Source organism: Pseudonocardia ammonioxydans (assembly GCF_900115005.1).
GTDB lineage: Bacteria > Actinomycetota > Actinomycetes > Mycobacteriales > Pseudonocardiaceae > Pseudonocardia > Pseudonocardia ammonioxydans.
Genome location: NZ_FOUY01000005.1, coordinates 194,384 through 213,168 on the forward strand (window position 1 = coordinate 194,384; position 18,785 = coordinate 213,168).

Annotated in this window: 17 protein-coding genes; 7 read left to right on the forward strand and 10 right to left on the reverse strand. The window is 73.7% G+C overall.

Annotation, left to right across the window (positions count from 1 at the left end; genetic code table 11):
- Window positions 1-14: 14 nt before the first annotated feature.
- Both BM093_RS07515 and BM093_RS07520 read left to right on the forward strand, forming a co-directional pair.
- Window positions 15-1,547: an ATP-dependent DNA ligase gene (locus tag BM093_RS07515; RefSeq protein WP_093339431.1), complete on the forward strand. Its 1,533-nt coding sequence runs from the start codon at window positions 15-17 to the stop codon at window positions 1,545-1,547.
- A gap of 63 nt (window positions 1,548-1,610) precedes the next feature.
- Window positions 1,611-3,065 carry a GuaB1 family IMP dehydrogenase-related protein gene (locus tag BM093_RS07520; protein WP_093339209.1) on the forward strand — a complete coding sequence of 485 codons (1,455 nt, stop codon included), beginning with the start codon at window positions 1,611-1,613 and terminating at the stop codon, window positions 3,063-3,065.
- A 12-nt stretch (window positions 3,066-3,077) separates the two neighbouring features.
- On the opposite strand, the gene BM093_RS07525 is transcribed toward BM093_RS07520, so the two are convergent.
- The 3 genes from BM093_RS07525 to BM093_RS07535 form a co-directional block, all read right to left on the reverse strand.
- Complete coding sequence (locus tag BM093_RS07525) at window positions 3,078-3,500, reverse strand: nuclear transport factor 2 family protein (RefSeq protein WP_177238318.1); 423 nt, start codon at window positions 3,498-3,500, stop codon at window positions 3,078-3,080.
- A gap of 112 nt (window positions 3,501-3,612) precedes the next feature.
- Complete coding sequence (gene phoH2 / locus BM093_RS07530; protein ID WP_093339437.1) at window positions 3,613-4,911, reverse strand: RNA 5'-3' helicase PhoH2; 1,299 nt, start codon at window positions 4,909-4,911, stop codon at window positions 3,613-3,615.
- A gap of 461 nt (window positions 4,912-5,372) precedes the next feature.
- The gene (locus BM093_RS07535) at window positions 5,373-6,632 is read right to left on the reverse strand and encodes a hypothetical protein (protein WP_093339214.1); all 1,260 of its coding nucleotides are present in this window, start codon (window positions 6,630-6,632) and stop codon (window positions 5,373-5,375) included.
- A gap of 313 nt (window positions 6,633-6,945) precedes the next feature.
- On the opposite strand from BM093_RS07535, the gene BM093_RS07540 reads away from it, so the two are divergent.
- Complete coding sequence (locus tag BM093_RS07540; protein ID WP_093339216.1) at window positions 6,946-7,335, forward strand: hypothetical protein; 390 nt, start codon at window positions 6,946-6,948, stop codon at window positions 7,333-7,335.
- A gap of 1,378 nt (window positions 7,336-8,713) precedes the next feature.
- Complete coding sequence (locus tag BM093_RS07545) at window positions 8,714-9,148, forward strand: hypothetical protein (protein WP_093339219.1); 435 nt, start codon at window positions 8,714-8,716, stop codon at window positions 9,146-9,148.
- A gap of 134 nt (window positions 9,149-9,282) precedes the next feature.
- Here the strand turns inward: BM093_RS07545 and BM093_RS07550 are convergent, their stop codons facing one another.
- A complete protein-coding gene (locus BM093_RS07550) occupies window positions 9,283-10,053 on the reverse strand; it encodes an isoprenyl transferase (protein ID WP_093339222.1) in 771 nt (256 codons plus the stop codon).
- 132 nt (window positions 10,054-10,185) lie between these two features.
- Between BM093_RS07550 and trhA the strand changes: the two genes are divergently transcribed.
- Window positions 10,186-10,812, forward strand: a complete 627-nt coding sequence (trhA, locus tag BM093_RS07555) for a PAQR family membrane homeostasis protein TrhA (RefSeq protein WP_093339442.1) — start codon at window positions 10,186-10,188, stop codon at window positions 10,810-10,812.
- Between the two features lie 33 nt (window positions 10,813-10,845).
- Here the strand turns inward: trhA and BM093_RS07560 are convergent, their stop codons facing one another.
- The 4 genes from BM093_RS07560 to mca all read right to left on the reverse strand — a co-directional run bounded on the left by BM093_RS07560 (window position 10,846) and on the right by mca (window position 14,893).
- Window positions 10,846-11,424, reverse strand: a complete 579-nt coding sequence (locus tag BM093_RS07560; RefSeq protein ID WP_093339224.1) for a hypothetical protein — start codon at window positions 11,422-11,424, stop codon at window positions 10,846-10,848.
- Window positions 11,425-11,469: 45 nt separating this feature from the next.
- The gene (locus tag BM093_RS07565; protein ID WP_093339226.1) at window positions 11,470-13,485 is read right to left on the reverse strand and encodes a thioredoxin domain-containing protein; all 2,016 of its coding nucleotides are present in this window, start codon (window positions 13,483-13,485) and stop codon (window positions 11,470-11,472) included.
- A 24-nt stretch (window positions 13,486-13,509) separates the two neighbouring features.
- On the reverse strand, window positions 13,510-13,866 hold the full coding sequence (locus BM093_RS07570; protein ID WP_143105289.1) for a hypothetical protein: 357 nt from the start codon (window positions 13,864-13,866) through the stop codon (window positions 13,510-13,512).
- Window positions 13,867-13,954: 88 nt separating this feature from the next.
- On the reverse strand, window positions 13,955-14,893 hold the full coding sequence (gene mca, locus BM093_RS07575; protein WP_093339445.1) for a mycothiol conjugate amidase Mca: 939 nt from the start codon (window positions 14,891-14,893) through the stop codon (window positions 13,955-13,957).
- A gap of 485 nt (window positions 14,894-15,378) precedes the next feature.
- Between mca and greA the strand changes: the two genes are divergently transcribed.
- Window positions 15,379-15,867 (forward strand): transcription elongation factor GreA, encoded by a 489-nt coding sequence (greA, locus tag BM093_RS07580; RefSeq protein WP_177238324.1) that lies wholly within the window; start codon window positions 15,379-15,381, stop codon window positions 15,865-15,867.
- Between the two features lie 99 nt (window positions 15,868-15,966).
- Here the strand turns inward: greA and ilvA are convergent, their stop codons facing one another.
- On the reverse strand, window positions 15,967-17,205 hold the full coding sequence (ilvA, locus tag BM093_RS07585; RefSeq protein WP_093339232.1) for a threonine ammonia-lyase: 1,239 nt from the start codon (window positions 17,203-17,205) through the stop codon (window positions 15,967-15,969).
- A 98-nt stretch (window positions 17,206-17,303) separates the two neighbouring features.
- Here ilvA and BM093_RS07590 point away from each other — a divergent pair, with 98 nt between their 5' ends.
- The gene (locus BM093_RS07590) at window positions 17,304-17,528 is read left to right on the forward strand and encodes a hypothetical protein (RefSeq protein ID WP_093339234.1); all 225 of its coding nucleotides are present in this window, start codon (window positions 17,304-17,306) and stop codon (window positions 17,526-17,528) included.
- Window positions 17,529-17,624: 96 nt separating this feature from the next.
- Here BM093_RS07590 and BM093_RS07595 read toward each other — a convergent pair whose 3' ends face one another.
- Window positions 17,625-18,770, reverse strand: coding sequence for a cystathionine gamma-synthase (locus BM093_RS07595; RefSeq protein ID WP_093339450.1), 1,146 nt, complete (start codon window positions 18,768-18,770; stop codon window positions 17,625-17,627).
- Window positions 18,771-18,785: the final 15 nt, after the last annotated feature.

Consider the following 18,785-nt stretch of genomic DNA (forward strand, 5'->3'; position numbering starts at 1 on the left):
GCTTTCATGAACCCGTGCTGTTCACCGACGTCGTCACCACCTCGGCCGCGGTCGGGGCGACCCGGGCGCGGAAGGAGAAGACCGTCGCGCTCGCGGACCTGCTGCGTGCCGCCGCGCCCGGTGAGGTCGTGCCCGTGGTGGCGTGGCTGTCCGGGGTGCCGCGCCAGGGCCGGATCGGGACCGGCTGGCGGACCCTCGCCGCCGTCGACGTGCCGGCGGCCGCCCGTCCGTCGTGGACGGTCGAGCAGGTGGACGGGCTGCTGGACGAGCTCGCCGGCACCGGCGGGCAGGGTTCCGCCCGGCGCCGCCGGGACCTGCTCGAGCGGCTCTACGGTGCGGCCACCGCCGACGAGCAGCGGTTCCTGCACCGGCTGCTCACCGGGGAGCTGCGCCAGGGCGCCCTCGAGGGCCTGATGGTCGACGCCGTCGCGGCCGCCTCCGGAGCCGCCCAGACCGCCGTCCGGCGGGCCTTCATGCTGTCCGGGCACCTCCCGGAGACCGCCGCGACCGCACTCGGGGGCGGGGAGGAGGCGCTCGCCGCGGTCGGGCTCGAGGTCGGCCGCCCGGTCCGGCCCATGCTGGCCTCCCCCGGCGACTCGCTCGACGCCGCGCTCGGCGCACTCGGGCACGACGTGGTCGTGGAGCACAAGCTCGACGGCGCCCGGATCCAGGTGCACCGCGGCGGCGACGCGATCCGGGTCTGGACCCGCACGCTGCGCGAGATCACCGCGAGCGTCCCCGAGCTGGTCGAGCACGTCCGCGGGCTGGCGTGCGACTCCGTGGTGCTCGACGGCGAGACCCTCGCGCTCGACGACGACGGCCGCCCCCGCCCGTTCCAGGACACGATGAGCCGGTTCGGTTCCGCGGACACGGCGGCCGAGTCCGTCTTCCTCTCCCCGTTCTTCTTCGATCTGCTCCACCTCGACGGGCGCGACCTGGTCGACGAGCCGCTGGAGACGCGCCTCGACGCGCTCGCCGGTCTGCTGGCCGCCGAGGAGCACGCCCCGCTCCGCATGCCCGGCGCGCGCCGGCCGTCGGCCGAGGAGGCCGCCGCGGTGCTCGACGGTGCGCTCGGTGCCGGGCACGAGGGTGTGGTCGTCAAGGACCTGGCGAGCCGGTACGCGGCGGGCCGGCGCGGCAAGGCCTGGCAGAAGGTCAAACCGGTGCACACCCTCGACCTCGTCGTACTCGGCGCGGAGTGGGGCTACGGCCGGCGCACCGGGTCGCTGTCGAACATCCACCTCGGTGCCCGCGACCCCGACGGCGGCGAACCGGTGATGGTCGGCAAGACCTTCAAGGGGATGACCGACGAGCTGCTGGCGTGGCAGACCGGCACGTTCCCGGACTACGCGCGGGCCGAGGAACCGGGTGTGGTGTACCTGCGTCCCGAGCTGGTCGTGGAGATCGCCCTGGACGGCGCCCAGCGCAGCGTCCGCTACCCGGGTGGTGTCGCGCTGCGGTTCGCCCGGGTGGTGCGCTACCGGCCGGACAAGACCCCTGCGGAGGCCGACTCGCTGGACGCGGTGCGGGCGCTGCTGTCCGACTGAGGAGGCGGACGACCGGCCCGACGGCAGCGCGCGACCCCGGCACACGCGTACCATTCCGACACCGTGCGCTTCCTCGACGAACGAACGCCGGATCACGACCTCACCTACGACGACGTCTTCCTCGTCCCGCGCCGGTCGGCGGTCGCGTCCCGGTTCGACGTCGACCTCAGCACCTCCGACCACACCGGCGCCACCGTCCCCGTGGTGGCGGCCAACATGACCGCCGTGGCGGGCCGGCGGATGGCCGAGACGCTCGCCCGGCGCGGCGGGCTGACCGTGCTCCCCCAGGACGTCGCCACCGACGCCGTCGCCGGGATCGTGTCCTGGCTCAAGTCCCGCCACCCCGTCTGGGACACCCCGCTCGTCCTCACCCCGGGCGACGCCGTGGCCGACGCCCTGAACCTGCTGCCCAAGCGGGCCCACGACGCCGTCGTGGTCGTCGACGACGGCGGTCGCCCGGTCGGGACGGTCAACGAGGCCGCCTGCTCCGGCGTCGACCGGTTCACCCGCCTGGCCGAGGTCCTGACCCCCGACCCGCTGACGCTGCCGCTCGACACCGCGCCACGCGAGGTGTTCGAGCAGCTCGCCGGTACCACGGCGGGCCGCTCGCCCGTCGCCCTCGGCCTCGACGAGGCCGGCCGGCTCGCCGGGCTGCTCACCCCGCTGGGCGCCCTGCGGGCCGGGATCTACGCACCGGCGCTGGACGCCGAGGGCCGGCTGCGCACCGCGGCCGCGATCGGGATCAACGGCGACGTCGCGGTAAAGGCGAAGGCGCTGCTGAACGCCGGTGTCGACGTCCTCGTGGTCGACACCGCGCACGGCCACCAGGAGAAGATGATCGACGCGTTGAGCGCGGTGCGCCGGGTCGTCTCCGAGTCGGGCGCCCGGGTGCCGATCGCGGCCGGCAACGTCGTCACCGCCGAGGGCGTCGCGGACCTGGTCGACGCGGGCGCCGACATCGTCAAGGTCGGCGTCGGCCCGGGCGCCATGTGCACCACCCGGATGATGACCGGCGTCGGGCGCCCGCAGTTCTCCGCGGTCGCCGAGTGCGCCGCCGCGGCCCGCGAGCGCGGCGCGGTGATCTGGGCGGACGGCGGCGTGCGGCACCCCCGCGACGTCGCGCTGGCGCTGGCCGCGGGCGCCGCATCGGTGATGATCGGTTCCTGGCTCGCCGGGACCTACGAGTCACCCGGCGACCTGCTGCGCGACGAGCACGGACGCCCGTACAAGGAGTCGTTCGGCATGGCCTCCAAGCGCGCGGTCAGCGCCCGGACCCGCGGCGACAACGCGTTCGACCAGGCCCGCAAGACCCTGTTCGAGGAGGGCATCTCGTCGTCGCGGCAGCGGCTCGACCCGGAGCGCCCGGGCGTGGAGGACCAGCTCGACGAGATCTGCGCCGGCGTCCGCTCGGCCTGCACCTACACCGGCGCCCGCACGCTGGACGAGCTGCACGAGCACTCGGTCATCGGGGTGCAGACCACGGCCGGGTTCACCGAGGGCACCCCGCACGGGCTGTAGGGCCCCGGCCGGTCAGACCCCGGCCGCCTCGCGCATCAGGTGGGTGTCCGCCAGCGCCTCGAGTGCGCTCACTCGCCCGTCGGCGAACTCCCAGACGTGCACGGCGCGCGCGACGGCCGAGCGCCCGGTCGTGGCGTGCGTCACCTCGTAGCGGACGATCACCACCACGGTGTCGCCGCACGGCAGGAACCGTTCCGGGACGACCGCGAACGACGTCCACTCCGCACCGACGCGGGCGAACACGTTCTCCATGACCTGCTGCGGCCCGACGAAGGTTCCGGCGTAGTCCGAGCCCGCCGGCTCGGTCCACCGCACGTCGTCGGCCAGCAGTGCGAGGACGGACGGGATGTCGCCGCGGGCGAACGCGTCGTAGCCCTCACGCAGCATCGTCTCCGGAGCGATCGAGGCGTCGGTCCGGGTATCCGAGGTCGTCATGGCGGCCGAGGGTCCTCGCGGCGGCCGGGCCGGACCATCCTCACGACCGTGTATCGCGAACACGCCGTGGCCCCCGCGCATCGGGTGCGCGGGGGCCGCGGACGCGATCCGGTTACGAGTTCGGGCCCTCCAGCATCTCGGTGACCAGGGCGGCGATCGGCGAGCGCTCGCTGCGGGTCAGCGTGACGTGGGCGAACAACGGGTGCCCCTTGAGCTTCTCGATGACGGCGTTGACACCGTCGTGCCGGCCGACGCGCAGGTTGTCGCGCTGCGCGACGTCGTGGGTGAGCACGACGCGGGACGCGGCGCCGAGCCGGGACAGCACGGTCAGCAGCACGTTGCGTTCCAGCGACTGCGCCTCGTCGACGATCACGAAGGTGTCGTGCAGCGACCGCCCGCGGATGTGGGTCAGCGGCAGCACCTCGAGCATCCCGCGGGCGATGACCTCGTCGATGACGTCCTGGCTGACGAGTGCGCCGAGCGTGTCGAAGACCGCCTGCGCCCAGGGCTGCATCTTCTCGCTCTCGTTGCCCGGCAGGTACCCGAGGTCCTGGCCGCCGACGGCGTAGAGCGGGCGGAACACGACGATCTTGCGGTGGGCCTGGCGCTCGAGGACCGCCTCGAGCCCCGCGCAGAGCGCGAGCGCCGACTTGCCGGTACCGGCGCGCCCGCCGAGGGAGACGATCCCGACCTCGTTGTCGAGCAGCAGGTCGAGCGCGATCCGCTGCTCGGCCGACCGGCCGTGCAACCCGAACGCCTCCCGGTCGCCGCGGACCAGCTTGACCCGCTTGTCCGCGGTGACCCGGCCCAGCGCGCTCGACGCCCCGACCAGGCGCACGCCGGTGTTGGGAGGCAGGTCGCGCGCGTCGTCGTTGTCGAGCACGCCGTCGCGGAACAGCGTGTCGACGTCCTCGGGACCGACCTCCAGATCCGCCATCCCGGTCCAGCCGGAGGACAGGACGTCCTGGCCGTGGTACTCGTCCGCGTCGAGCCCGACCGCCGCCGCCTTCACCCGCAACGGCATGTCCTTGGTGACCAGCGTGACGTCACCGGCTGCCACCGGGGTTCCGCCTGCGCTCCGCTCGGCCTTCAGGTTGAGGGCGCACGCCAGAATCCGCGAGTCGTTCGAGTCCGTGCGGAAGCCGGCCGGCAGGACCGTGGGGTCGGAGTGGTTGAGCTCGACGTGCAGGGTTCCGCCCTTCTCCCCGACCGGGATCGGCGCGTCGAGCCGACCGTGCTTCACCCGCATGTCGTCGAGCTGGCGCAGTGCGGTCCGCGCGAACCATCCGAGCTCGGGGTGGTGCCGCTTGGCCTCCAACTCGGAGATCACGACCAGCGGGAGGACGACCTGGTGCTCGTCGAAACGGATCAACGACCACGGGTCGGACAGCAGCACGGACGTGTCGAGCACGTAGCAACGGGTGGAACCTGCCGGTGCGTCCCCGACCGGGCCCTGCGTGGCGGCGGGCTGGTCGGTGAGGGCGGGACGACGATCGGTCACGGGTGCTCCCTCGCAGGCGCGGCACCACGCCTGCTCTGCGTCGGGCCGGCCGGCCCTGATGCGGGACGCGACGGCGTCGGAGAACCACGGCGGTCCTCCGGCCGGCACGCCCGCGAGGGCCGGGTGCCGGCCCTCTCGGGTGCGTTCGACACCACGTTCAGGGCCTCCCGAACAGGTCGCATCGGATACGACCCGTCGACTTGGACGCTACTAGTGGTCACCCTCGTGCGGTCAATAGCAACTCTCCGCCGACAGGCGGTGGACACCCCCGATGGAACAGTCGTCACCCGCCGTTCATCGCACATTCGCTACCGTCCGACGCCGCCGGGAGCTGGGCTGACACGAATGGCCGCGCCCCGTCCGGCGGCAGCTCAGTGCAACGGACGGGGCAACGCCGGGAACGTGGACGCTGCCGGTCCGGAACCGTTGCCGGCCGCCCCGCCACCGTCCGTGACCAGATCCGCCGGGAGCAGCGGGCTGTCCAGCAGCGCCCTCAACCCGGCCACCGGCCCGCCCGGGTGGCGGGCCAGCCAGCCCCGGACCAGCGGCGCCCCCTCGGCGTAGGTCACCGGGTAGGCCCGCCACTGGGGATGGTCCAGGAACCCGAGCATCCGGCGCGCCCGTTCCTGCGGCACGAGCAGCCAGCGGGCCAGGTGGGCGGTGACCTCGTCCGGCCCGGCCCCGTCGACGTGCCGCAGCAACGCGGCGTCCAGCCGGACCCGGCCCAGCGGCTCCAGCTGCGCCTCGACCCGTTCGGCGAGTTCACCGTCGAGCCGGACGCCGGCCCCCGCCAGCACCCGCTGCGCCACCACACCCCACCCGGGGCCGGGCAGGACCGACGCGGCCGCCTCCGCCGCGCCCTCGGCGATCACCGCCTGCGGGCCGTGGACGAGCCGCAGCACCGGTTCCGGGCAGCGCACCGCGGCGGCCTCGGCCCGGCAGTACTGCGTGTGGTGCCCCGGGTAGACCTCGTGGGCGAGCAGGGGCAACAGCGCCCCCGCACGCACGCGGGCCGCGGTGCTGATCGAGATCCGACTGCGGAGGTTCCCGTCGTAGCGGGTGAACGCCGTCCAGGGCCGCTCCCCCACCAGAACGACGGCCGCGTGCTCACCGGGCGGGAGTCCCAGCTCGTCGCGCACCCGGCGCCGCAGCTCCGCGGTCACCGCACCCACGGCCGCGCCGAGCCGGTCGGGGGCGACGACGTCGACCTCCCGGTAGGCGCGCATCCGCGCCCGGACCGGTCCGCGGCCGGGCAGCAGATCGTCGAGCCCGCGATGGGCCTCGCGGTACTCGTCGGGGTCGGCGCGGCGCGGCACCACCCCGAACATCGACCGGACCTGGTCGAGGTAGCCGGGCTCCTCCCCGGCCAGCAGCCGCGCCTGGCACTCGAGCGCGCACAGCACCGCGTCCAGGTGCCGACCGCGGTCCCGGGGCAGCTCGGTGGCGGCGGCGAGCTCGCGGCGGAGCCGGCCGGCGTCGGCGAGCAGGTCCGCGGGAGCCGGACGCGGTTCGTCGCCGACCCGGCGCGCGAGGTCCGGATCGGGGGCGGGCCCGTCGAGCAGGCCGGGGCGGAGCCGCTCCAGACGCAACCCGAGCTCGGTCGTCGCGCGTGTCAACCGGGCCAGGGGCACTCCCGGAGCGTAGGCGCCGGAACGGCGAACGACGACGACGGCGACGGGGTGCGCGTCCGTTCGGAGTCCTCACGTCACCGTCCGTCACGAAAATCACCGGAATCCGGCCCGCGACACCACCCGAAGAATCCCCGATCCGGGGAGTAACCGAACGGAAAGTAATAGGGTCCCCCGATGGTGTTGCGGAATTTGTGGCCGGGGAATGCGAGCGATAGATTGTTGCGCAGTCGGTACGGGCTCCCCCACTTGTCAACGTGCCGGCAGGCGTGAGACCGGCTTCGGGCGGCCTCTGAGACTCAACAGGAGAAGAACTGTGCTGAAGAAGGCTGGAATCGTGGTGGCGGCCTCGGCCGCGTCCCTGCTCGCCGTCAGCCCGCTCGCCTTCGCCGGCGACAAGGGCGACGACCACGGCAAGGGCGGGCACCACCACGGCGCCGAGAACGTCATCGACAAGGACGCCAAGGGCCTGGTCTCCGGCCTGAACGGCAACAACGTCAACGTGCCGATCCAGGCCTGCAACAACAACATCCCGGTCAACGTGCTGGGTGTGCAGGTCCCGGTCGAGGACGCCTCGGCCCTCAACGGCCTCACCGGCGCCCTGGGCGTGCTGGGCGACGCCAAGGCCAAGTCGGGCGACTCCGTCACCGACCAGTCCGACAACTGCGCGCAGGAGTCGGGCGCCGGCGACTCGATCGACGACTGATCTCGATCGGATCACCGAAAAGCCCCGGGGCGTTTCGCCCCGGGGCTTTTTCGCGCGCGCACCCGGGCTCCCGCACAAGCCTTGCCGAACTTTCCGCTTCGTACCGCGCGTGAGCATCGACGCCATGTCGTCTCCACGCCTCACCCAACCGGGATCACGCCTCGCGCAGTGACCGTTCCCGGCCCGAACTTTCGTCGCCCTGCGTGACGGACTCGGCTACCACCTCCTCGATCGCGTGAGCCCGGCGCGATCCGGTGACGACGCCGCCCCGGTCCTCGGGGCACGGTCCGCGACGGCGCACCGCCCGCACCGGGCGCGCCTCCCTCGAGCACCTGTTCCGACCGCCACTTCACGGACCGGGCCGTCGAGCTCCACGCGGGGAACCAGCGAGAGGAAGGCCGAGCGACCGGCTCGGCTCGACCGGCAGACCGGGCCGTACCCGCCTCCCCGTGTCGCCCCGCGAAGGAGCCGGGCAGGAACGGGCACGTCGTCCGGCCCCCGGTCCCCGCGGCAACGGGCGCATGACCACGAGCACACGAGCGCCGGCACACCCCTGCGCGGGCTCAGCCCGGAGCGGGCCGGGCCCGTCCGCGGTCGCGGCATCCGGCCCAGGCCGAGCGCGACCGGGACCCCCCACGGCGACGGCCACGGCGCGGCGACCGCCCCGGCCGAGGGCTCCCGGCGGCAACCTCGCCCCGGGCACCCGATCCACCCGGCACTACCGCGCACGGCACCGCCGGACGTGGCACTGCCGGACGCGGTGCTGCCGGACGCGGCACCGCCGGGCGTGCCACTGCCGGACAGGGCACTACCGGGCACGGCGCCGCCCGCCGAACGTGGCGCTACCGGACGTGGCGCCGCCGGGCGCGGCACCACCGGAGCGGCACCGCCGGCGCGGCGGTGCCCAACGGGGCACCGCCGGACGCAGCACCACCGGAGCGCACCGGGCATCGCACCGAGCCCCGTCCCCGACCCGGCCGGACTCGACGCTCCCGCCCCGCATCTCCGATGCCGGGCCGGAACCACCACCTGCGGCCGGCACCGGCCCGGCCTCGCCCCGGCCGATGAGCCGCGCGCGGCCCCGGCGCAAGGCTCGCCCGACTGCACCGAACGGCCCTGGAGACCGTCGGTCGTTCAGCTCCTGCCAGACACGCCCGGACGCCACGCCGAGCGATCGCGCTCTGCCGCCACAGATTCCCTGGTACACGAACGGATCGGGGATCCACGCAGAAAAATACGTAGGGTCAGATTGTCCGCTCCACAAGCGTCCGTTAGATTGACGCCCAGTCGATGCGGGCTCCCCGGTTCGAGCGTCGACAAGTACCGAGAGTGCGCACGGATACGGGTGCGCGTTCTCCGACTCGACAGGAGACGGACTGTGCTGAAGAAGGCTGGAATCATCGCGGCGGCCGGCGCCGCTTCGCTCGTCGCGATGAGCCCGCTGGCGTTCGCCGGCGAGGGCGACACCTACAAGGCGAACGAGAGCTTCAACCCGTCCAAGACCACCGGCAGCTACAACAAGGGCCAGGCCGTCGAGGACTCGGAGGGCACCGCGCAGAAGAACAGCGCGGGCCTGGTCAACCTCTCGAACAACAACCTGAACTTCTCCCCGCAGACCTGCGGGACGGCGTTCAACGGCAACAGCCTGGTCCAGGGCGCCCTGGGCGGCCTGATGTCCGAGGCCGAGAACGAGTCCGGCGTCAACTCGGACAACGGGGTCAACTGCACCAACGCCCCGGAGAACGGCGACAGCGCCGACATCGACACCGAGGACGGCGGCAAGCACCACGGCGGCGACAAGGGCACCAAGTAAGCAGCCCGCGTCTCACGCACGCGACGGCCCCGGGGGTTCGCCCCCGGGGCCGTTGCCATTCTCCGGCACTGCACACTCGCCCGGAGAAATCGCAATAACGAGCGAGCGCGCCGGAGGTTACGGTCGAATTCGGATCAGCCGCCGAAACGGCGGTGCCGGGCGGCGAAGTCGCGTAGCGCGCGGAGGAAATCGACCCGGCGGAACTCCGGCCAGTAGGCCTCGCAGAACCAGAACTCCGAATGCGCCGACTGCCAGAGCAGGAAGCCGGACAACCGCTGCTCCCCACTCGTCCGGATGACGAGGTCCGGGTCGGGCTGACCGGACGTGTACAGGTGCTCCGCGATGCTGTCGACGTCGAGGGTCTCGGCGATCTCCTCGATGGACCGGCCGGCCTCGGCCTGGCTCAGCAGCAGCTTCCGCACCGCGTCCGCGATCTCCTGCCGGCCGCCGTACCCGACGGCGACGTTCAGCTGCAGCCCACCGCGATCACTGGTCCGTGCCACCGCGGCCGCGAGCCGCTCGGCCAGCGACCGGGGCAGCAGCTCCATCGCCCCGACCACGCGCAGCCGCCACGGGGTGTCCGGGCCGGACAGGTCGTCGACCACCCCACCGATGATCTCCAGCAGGGCCGTGAGCTCGTCCGGGGAACGGGTACCCAGGTTGTCGGTGGACAGCAGGAACACCGTCACGACCTCGACTCCGGCCTCGGAGCACCAGCCCAGCATCTCGGCGATCTTCGCCGCGCCGGCCCGGTGCCCCTCGGCCGGATCCTCGAGCCCGGCCTCGCGTGCCCAGCGGCGGTTGCCGTCGAGGATCAGCGCCACGTGCTTGGGGCTCTCGGCCCCGTCGATCTGGCGCAGGATCCTGCGTTCGTACACCGTGTAGAGCAGGTCTCGGACGGCCACACTCGGAGCCTAGTGCCCACCCCGATGACGTGTGGCGTTCGTCCGGGCCACGGGCACGAGTACCGCGTCGCGACGTAACGTCGGGTCGTGTCCGCACCGAGCACCACGTTCCCCGCACCGGTCAAGCCCCGGATGCGCGGTTGGCTGCATCTGTGGAGCCTCGTCGCGTCCGTCTTCGCCTGCGCTGCGCTGATCAGCGTCGCCGGCGCCCTCGTCGGCGGGGCCGCGGCCATCGCGGCCGCCGTCTACGCGCTGACGACGTTCGGCCTGTTCGGGATCAGCGCGCTCTACCACCGCCACACCTGGGCCGACCCCCGCCGGCGCCGCCTGATGAAGCGGCTCGACCACTCGATGATCTTCCTGTTCATCGCGGGCACCTACACGCCGGTGTCGGCGCTGGCCCTGCCCGCCGGGACCGCGACCTGGGTCCTCGCCGTGGTCTGGGGCGGGGCGCTGGCCGGGGTGGCGCTCAAGCTCGCCTGGCCGACCGCCCCGGCCTGGGTCGGCGTCCCGATCTACGTGGCGCTCGGGTGGGTCGCGGTGTTCGTGCTGCCGGGCCTGCTCCACGGCGGTGGCGTCGCCGCGCTCGTCCTGCTGCTCGTCGGCGGAGCGCTCTACACCGCCGGCGCGGTCGTCTACGCGCTGCGCCGCCCGGACCCGTGGCCTGCGACGTTCGGCTACCACGAGATCTTCCACGCCGCGACGGTGCTGGCGTGGGCGTGCCACCACGTCGCGATCTGGCTCGTCCTGCTCCGCTGAGCAGAGCGTGAGTGGAGCGTGCGGAGCGGGCCGCTAATCGCTCGCCGGGCCCCGGGCCCGCAGCTCGTCCACCCGCGACATCGCCTCCCGCAGCTCGCCCAGCCACTCGTCGGCGTGCCGGCCGACGAGGCGCACCGACCAGCTCAGCGCGTCCGAGCGTGACCGCGCCACACCGGCGTCGACCAGGGTGTCCAGCACGATCCGCTCGGGCTGGCGCAGCCGGGTCATCACCGGCACCGACGCCGTCGTGAACAGTTCCCGGGTCCCGCCCAGGCGTACCCCCCAGGCCACCTTGCGCTGGTAGCGCGCCTCGGCCTGGCGGGCGATCCGGATCCGCTGCTCGCGGGTGTCCTCCCGGAACCGGGCGATCCGGCCGGCCTCCGCCGCCGCGGCATCGTCCCGGTCGGGTCCGTTTCCGGTGTCGGTGCCCGAGCCTGCCGTCTCGAGTGCCGGCAGCTCCCCCACGACGACGATCTCGTCCCGGTCGCAGGTGACCTCCGGCGCCCCGGTGAACCAGCCGTCCGGGAGCCGCCCGGAGAACCACGCGGCCGCGTCGTCCGCCGGAGGCAGGTCGGCCTGTTGCCGCCCGCCCCGTCCTCGTCCTGTCATCATCACACCTCCGTGGTGAGCGTGATTACAGGATTACACAGTTACAGGTCACCGCGCGAGGAGTTCGCCGAGGTCGTCGGGACCGGTCACCGGCACCTCGCAGACGTACCCGCGGCAGACGTAGGCCGCCGGTGTGCCCCCGACGGTGCCGCGGCCGGCCAGCAGCGGGACCCCGGCCGCGTCCGGCTCCCCGGCGACGACGACGGCCCCGCCCGGGGCGCCGTACCGCGCCCGCTCGGTCAGCGGCCCACCGTCCGGCTCACCCACCACCGCGATCTGCAGCGGGCCGGCGACCGCGGCCTCGGCCACGGTCAGCCAGTGGCCCAGGAACCGCGGCACCCGCGGGACCAGGGTGCCGACGGTCCGCAACGCCTGCTCCGCGACGTCGCGGTAGTGCCCCGAGCGCTCCGGCGGAGCCAGCACCGACGCTGTCACCAGGGCCTCGGCCAGCGCCGACGACCCGCACGGGTAGGCGTTGTCGGTCAGCTCCCGCGGCCGGTGCGGCAGCAACGCCGCGTCGGTGGCGTCGGCGGCGGTGTCGGTGTAGGCGCCCGGCCGCCCCGGGGCGGCGAACCGGTCCAGGGTGCTGTCGAGCAGCTCCAGCGCCGCCCTCAACCGGTCCGGGTCCCCGGTGACCTGGTGCAGCACGAGCAACGCGGTCACGAGCAGGGCGTGGTCGGCCAGCACGGCCTCGGCGGCACCGGCCACGCCGTCCCGCGACGAGCGGCGCAACCGGCCGTCGACGACGTGGGTGTCCAGCACCAGGTCGACGATCTCGCCGGCCGCGCGTACCCACTCCGCACGCCCCGCCCCGGCCCCGGCCTCGGCCAGCGCGAGGGCGGCGAGCGCGTTCCACTCCGTCACGACCTTGTCGTCGCGCGCGGGCTGCGGGCGCCGGTCACGCGCGGCGAGCAGTGCCGCCCGCACCCGCTCCCACCAGGCCGGATCGTCGGGATCGTGCGGGAGCTGCAGCGTGGAGGCGCCGGCCTCGGCCGTGCCCGTGCCGGTGACCTGCAGCAGCGCGGCGGCGCGGTCGCCGTCCTCGGCACCGAGGACCTCCCGCAGCTGCGCCGGCGTCCAGACGTAGGTGAGGCCCTCGATCCCGTCGGTGTCCGCGTCGAGTGCGGAGGCCAGGCCGCCCTCGGGGGTACGCAGGTCGCGGAGCAGGAACTCCGCGGTGGACGCGGCGATCCGCTCGCCCGTCGGCGATCCGCGCCGGCCGAGGTGGGCGTAGACCCGCAACAGCAGCGCGTTGTCGTGGAGCATCTTCTCGAAGTGCGGCACCACCCAGCCCTCGTCGACCGAGTAGCGGGCGAACCCGCCGGCGAGCTGGTCGTGGATCCCGCCCCGGGCCATCGCCTCGCAGGTGCCGGCGGCCAGCCGCCACGCCGGTTCCGACCCGGTCCGCTCGTGATGGCGGAGCAGGAACTCACACACCATCGACGGCGGGAACTTGGGCGCGTCGCCGAACCCGCCGTGGCGGCGGTCGTACTGCGCGGCGAGCTCCTCCACGACGTCGTCGAGGGTCTGCTCCCCGACCGCGACCGGCTCGGGGTCCGCGCCGGCCTGTTCGGCCAGCTGCTCGGCGATCTGCCCGGCCGCGATCCGGACCCGGTCACCGTCGGACGCCCAGGCCGACGCGACGGCGTCGAGCAGCTGCCGGAACGACGGGAGCCCGTGCCGCGGCTCGGGCGGGAAGTAGGTGCCGCAGTGGAACGGTTCGCCGTCCGGGGTGAGGAAGCACGTCATCGGCCAGCCGCCCTGGCCGGTGAGGGCCTGCGTGGCGGCCATGTGGACGGCGTCGACGTCCGGCCGCTCCTCCCGGTCCACCTTGATCGCGACGAAGCCCCGGTTGACGACGGCGGCGACGGCCGGGTCGGAGAACGACTCGTGCGCCATCACGTGGCACCAGTGGCACGCCGCGTAGCCGATCGAGAGCAGGACCGGGACGTCCCGGCGGCGGGCCTCGGCGAACGCCTCGGCCGACCACGGATACCAGTCGATGGGATTCTCGGCGTGCTGGAGCAGGTAGGGGCTGGTCGCCGTGGCGAGCCGGTTGGGCATGGCGCCCAGCCTGGCAGACCCGCGTCAGGAGCTGCGGGACTCCCGGCCGTCGCCGGCCCCGGCCCGGCCGGTCCCGTCCCCCGCCTCCGATCCGGGCCCACCGCTCTGCCGGTCCTGCAGCGCGTCACCCTGCGAGGCGTCGTCCGCGGCGGGCGTTCCGGCACCGTCCGATCCGGTGCTCGGAGCGCCGAACGACTCCGGCAACCGGGTGATCCGCTTGCTCATGTTGCGGATCAGGAAGATCGTCGCGAGCAGCAGCACCAGCACGATCGCCAGGCCGACCGGCGCGGCGTTGCCGAACTCGGGCAGCTGGCCCGGAGGCGGCTCCCGGTCCTGCATGGGGACGAGCAGGCCCGTCGCGACGTCCCTCGCCGTCACCATGTCGACCAGCACCGTCGAACGCCTCCGAACTCGCCCCTCGTGTCCCGCGGACCGCCGGGCGGCCCGGACACCAGGCTACCCGCGTGGCTCAGCCTGCCCGGCGCTGCTCCCCGGGCTGCAGCGCCGGCTCGAACGGGATGCCGGTGAACAGGTCGTCCTCCGGGGTCGTCGTCGCGACCAGCGAGTGCACCAGCTCGTAGTCCTCGGTCGGCCACACCCGCGCCTGTACCTCCAGCGGGGTGAAGAAGAAGCGGCTGGTCGGGTCGATCTGGGTGGCGTGTGCGCGCAACGCGTCGTCCCGGCGGCCGAACCAGTCCGAGCAGGGCACCTTCGTGGTCACCCGGGTGCCGGGGTCGGGGCGCTCGGACTTCTGCCAGTTCGCCAGCCACTCGGCGTACGGGGACTCCTCCCCCGCCTCGAGGAAGGCGTTGTGGAACGCCTCGAGCCGCAGCTTGGAGAAGCCGTGGCCGTAGTACAGCTTGAGCGGCTGCCACGGCGGCCCGGACTCCGGGAAGCGCGCCGGGTCGCCCGCGGCCTCCCACGCGGCCATCGAGATGACGTGCGTGCGGATGTGGTCCGGGTGCGGGTACCCGCCGTTCTCGTCGTAGGTCACGATCACGTGCGGGCGGAAGTCCCGGATGACCCGGACCAGCTGCGCGGTCTGCACGTCGACGTCGCCGAGGGCGAAGCAGCCCTGCGGCAGCGGCGGCTTCGGGTCGCCCTCGGGCAGCCCGGAGTCGACGAACCCGAGCCAGACGTGCTGCACGCCGAGGATCTCCGCCGCGCGCGCCATCTCCGCGCGCCGGACGTCGGTCAGGTTCTCCAGCACGTCCGGCCGGTCCATCGCCGGGTTGAGGATGCTGCCGCGCTCGCCGCCGGTGCAGGTCACGACCATGACCTCGTGGCCTTCGTCGATGTACCGGGCCGTCGTGGCGGCGCCCTTCGACGACTCGTCGTCCGGGTGCGCGTGCACCGTCAGCAGCCGCGGGCGCTCTCCCTGGGCGAGAACGGGTTCGGTGTGGGTCATCGGGTCGGGTTCCTCCACGGTCACCGGGCTCGGGTCCCGCGCGTGCCGGGGGGTTCCGGCCCGCACGGACGGCGAGGTCGTGCTCGGAACCGATCCTGGCAGAGGGTCCGACAGATCTGCTCCGAGCGTGGTTCCGCGGTCTGCAACACCGCGGGCTGCGCGCCTGTTCCCGGAGCTGGACGCCCGTACCGGAAGTACTGCGACGAGCGGTCCGCTTCACATCGGAAAGAAATCGCCGGGCCGCGATCACACGCTCTCACCTGGGGAAACAGGGGTTCGGGGAACCATCTGCGCGACTCCTCCGTTCACCGAACGGCTGCGATGAACGGCGCGCACCGTGCTAGGGTGGCTTCCACACGGCCCGCCAGCGGGTCGTGTTTTTCCTTACTCGGGGCGTGTTGTCGCAGAACGCCACCCCCGTGTGCCCGCCGGCGCAGGGCGTACCGGCGGCGCCACGCCCTGTTTTCCTGGAGGAGTTGATGACGGTGACGGACACCCAGGCCACCTGGTTGACCCAGGACGCCTACGACCGGCTGAAGACGGAGCTGGACGGGTTGATCGCGAACCGGCCCGTCATCGCCGCCGAGATCAACGCCCGCCGCGAGGAGGGCGACCTCAAGGAGAACGGCGGCTACCACGCGGCCCGCGAGGAGCAGGGCCAGCAGGAGGCCCGGATCCGCCAGCTGCAGGAGCTGCTGCGCACCGCGCAGGTCGGCACCACGCCGACCGATGTGACCGAGGCTTCCCCGGGCACGGTTCTCACGATCACGTACGAGGACGACGAGGACACCGAGAAGGTGCTGCTCGGCTCCCGCGAGGAGGGCAGCCACGGCGACCTGCAGGTGATCTCGCCGAACTCCCCGCTCGGTGCGGCGCTGCTCGGCGCGAAGCCCGGCGACACCCGCGAGTACCAGCTGCCCGACGGGGGCAGCATGAAGGTCAGCCTCGTCGAGGTGGAGGCCTTCACCGGCTGACCCGGACCACGACCCGAGGACGGGCCCGGCCGGACATCGGCCGGGCCCGTCCTCGTGTGCCGGGTGCCGACGTCGGTGCCGCGCCCCGCGCCCGGCGGGTCAGCCGGGCGTGGTGACGGCGTGCCCGGCCTCGCGCAGTCCCGCGACGATCGTGTCGCGGTGCTCCGGACCGCGGGTCTCCAGGCTGAGCTCGACGTCGACCTCCCCGACCCGCAGCGCCCCGCTGATCCGCGAGTGCGCCACGTCGGTGACGTTCGCACCGAGCGTCCCGACCCGGGCGAGCAGCTCGGCCAGCGCACCGGGCCGGTCCGGCATCTGCACGTGCAGGGTCAGGTAGCGCGAGGACGCGACCAGCCCGTGCCGGATCACCTGCAGCAGCACGAGCGGGTCGACGTTGCCCCCGGACAGCACGGCGACGACCGGGCCCGGGAACCGTCCGGGGTGCTCCAGCAGCGCCGCGACCGCGGCCACACCGGCCGGTTCGACGACCAGCTTCGCCCGTTCCAGGCAGTGCACCAGCGCCCCGGACAGGGCGTCCTCGCCGACCGTGACGATCTCGTCGACCAGGCCTGCCACCTGCGGGTAGGTGATCTCACCCGGGCGTCCCACGGCGATGCCGTCGGCCATCGTCCGCATGCCGCCCACCGGCAGCGGGTGGCCCGCGGCCAGCGACGGCGGCCAGGCGGCCGCACCGGCGGCCTGCACGCCGACGATCTGGACACCCGGGCGCCGGGCACGCAGCACCGCGGCGATCCCGCCGAGCAGCCCGCCCCCGCCGGTGGGGACGAGCACCGTGCCGAGGTCGGGGACCTGCTCGACGATCTCGGCCCCGACCGTGCCCTGACCGGCGATGATGTCGGGATGGTCGAACGGGTGCACGAGCACCGCGCCCGACCGGTCGGCGGCGGCCGTGGCCGCGGCGACGGCCTCGTCGACCGTCCGCCCGGTCAGGACGACCTCGGCGCCGTAGGCGCGGGTGGCGTCGACCTTGGGCAGCGCGGCCCGTTCCGGCATGTAGACGGTGGCCCGCACCCCGAGCAGCCGCGCGGCGAGCGCGACGCCCTGCGCGTGGTTGCCCGCGGACGCGGCGACGACCCCGCCCGCCCGTTCGGCGGCACCGAGGCGGGCGATCCGGGTGTACGCGCCACGGATCTTGAACGAGCCGGTGCGCTGGAGGTTCTCGCACTTGATCCGGACCGGTGTCCCGACGAGGTCGGAGAGCGTCCGGGCACCGGCCACCGGGGTGGACCGGATCACCCCGTGGAGCAGCTCACGGGCGGCGTCGACGTCGGCGGAGGTCACCGGTGGAGTGACGGGAGCGTCCGGTGGGGCGGCCATCCGGGCAGTCTCGCACCTTCGCCGGTAACCTCACCCGTATCTCACCGGACGTGCTCCCCTGGTCGCTGCCCGTCCGGTGGGCAGGAAGGACAGGCGAGATGACCCGGCTGCGCACCACCGCGCCCCTGCTGCTGGCCGCCGGCCTGACGGCGCTGGCGGTGGCGACCGTGCGCGACGCCGGGTGCGACGACCCGGGCCGCTACGACCTGCGCCCCGACGGGACGTGGTCGCTGGTCGGCGGCTGCGTCGACCCGGGTGACCTGGTCGTCCCGCCGCCCGTCGTCGCCGATCCGGCCCCGGCGCCGGAGCAGTCCCGCAGCTGAGACACCTCCGCCCCACCGGCGACGGCCGGCGGGGCGGAGGTGGGGTCTGTGCACGAGCGGGATCAGCGCACGAGCGGGGTCAGCGCACGGGTGACGTCACTGCACGCTGTCGAGCGCGGTGCGCAGGTCGTCGATCAGGTCGTCGGCGTCCTCGATGCCGACCGAGAGGCGCACCAGGTTGTCGGGCACCTCCAGCATCGACCCCGCGGTGGACGCGTGCGTCATCTGGCCCGGGTGCTCGATCAGCGACTCCACCCCGCCGAGCGACTCGGCGAGGGTGAAGAGCTTCGTCTCCGCACAGATCCGCAGCGCCGCGTCCCGTCCGCCGGCGGCCAGGAACGACACCATCCCGCCGAAGCGGTGCATCTGCTTGGCGGCGACCTCGTGGCCGAGGTGGCCGGGCAGCCCCGGGTAGAGCACCGCGGACACGGCCGGGTGCGCGACCAGCAGCTCCACGATCCGCTCGGTGTTGTCGCAGTGCCGCTCCATCCGGACCGCGAGGGTCTTCACCCCGCGCAGCGTCAGCCACGCGTCGAACGGGCCGGGCACCGAACCGACCGAGTTCTGGGTGAACAGGGCCCGCTCGGCGAGCTCGTCGTCGTCGGTCACCAGGGCGCCGCCGACGACGTCGGAGTGCCCACCGATGTACTTCGTCGTGGAGTGCACGACGACGTCCGCCCCGAGCGCCAGCGGGGTCTGCAGGTACGGCGAGGCGAACGTGTTGTCGACGACGAGCCGTGCACCCGCCTCGTGCGCGATCCCGGCCAGCGCGGCGATGTCGGCGACACCGAGCAGCGGGTTGGTCGGCGTCTCCGACCAGATGACCTTCGTGGTCGGGCGCAGCGCCGCCCGCAGCGCGTCGAGGTCGGCCAGGTCGACCGGGGTGTACTCGACACCGAACCCGGACAGCACCTTGTCGACCAGCCGGAACGTGCCGCCGTAGGCGTCGTGCGGGATCACCATGTGGTCACCGGGGCGGCACAGGATCCGCAGCAGCGTGTCCGTGGCACCCATGCCCGACCCGAACGCGACCGCGTGCCGGCCGCCCTCGAGCGCGGCGAGGCACTCCTGCAGTGCGGTCCGGGTCGGGTTGGCGCTGCGCGAGTACTCGTACCCGCCGCGGGTGCCACCGACGCCGTCCTGCGCGTAGGTGGAACTGGTGTGGATCGACGTGGTGACCGCACCGGTCGTCGGGTCCGGTTCCTGACCGGCATGGATGGCGCGCGTGGAGAAGCCCTGCATGTGGGCCGAGACTAC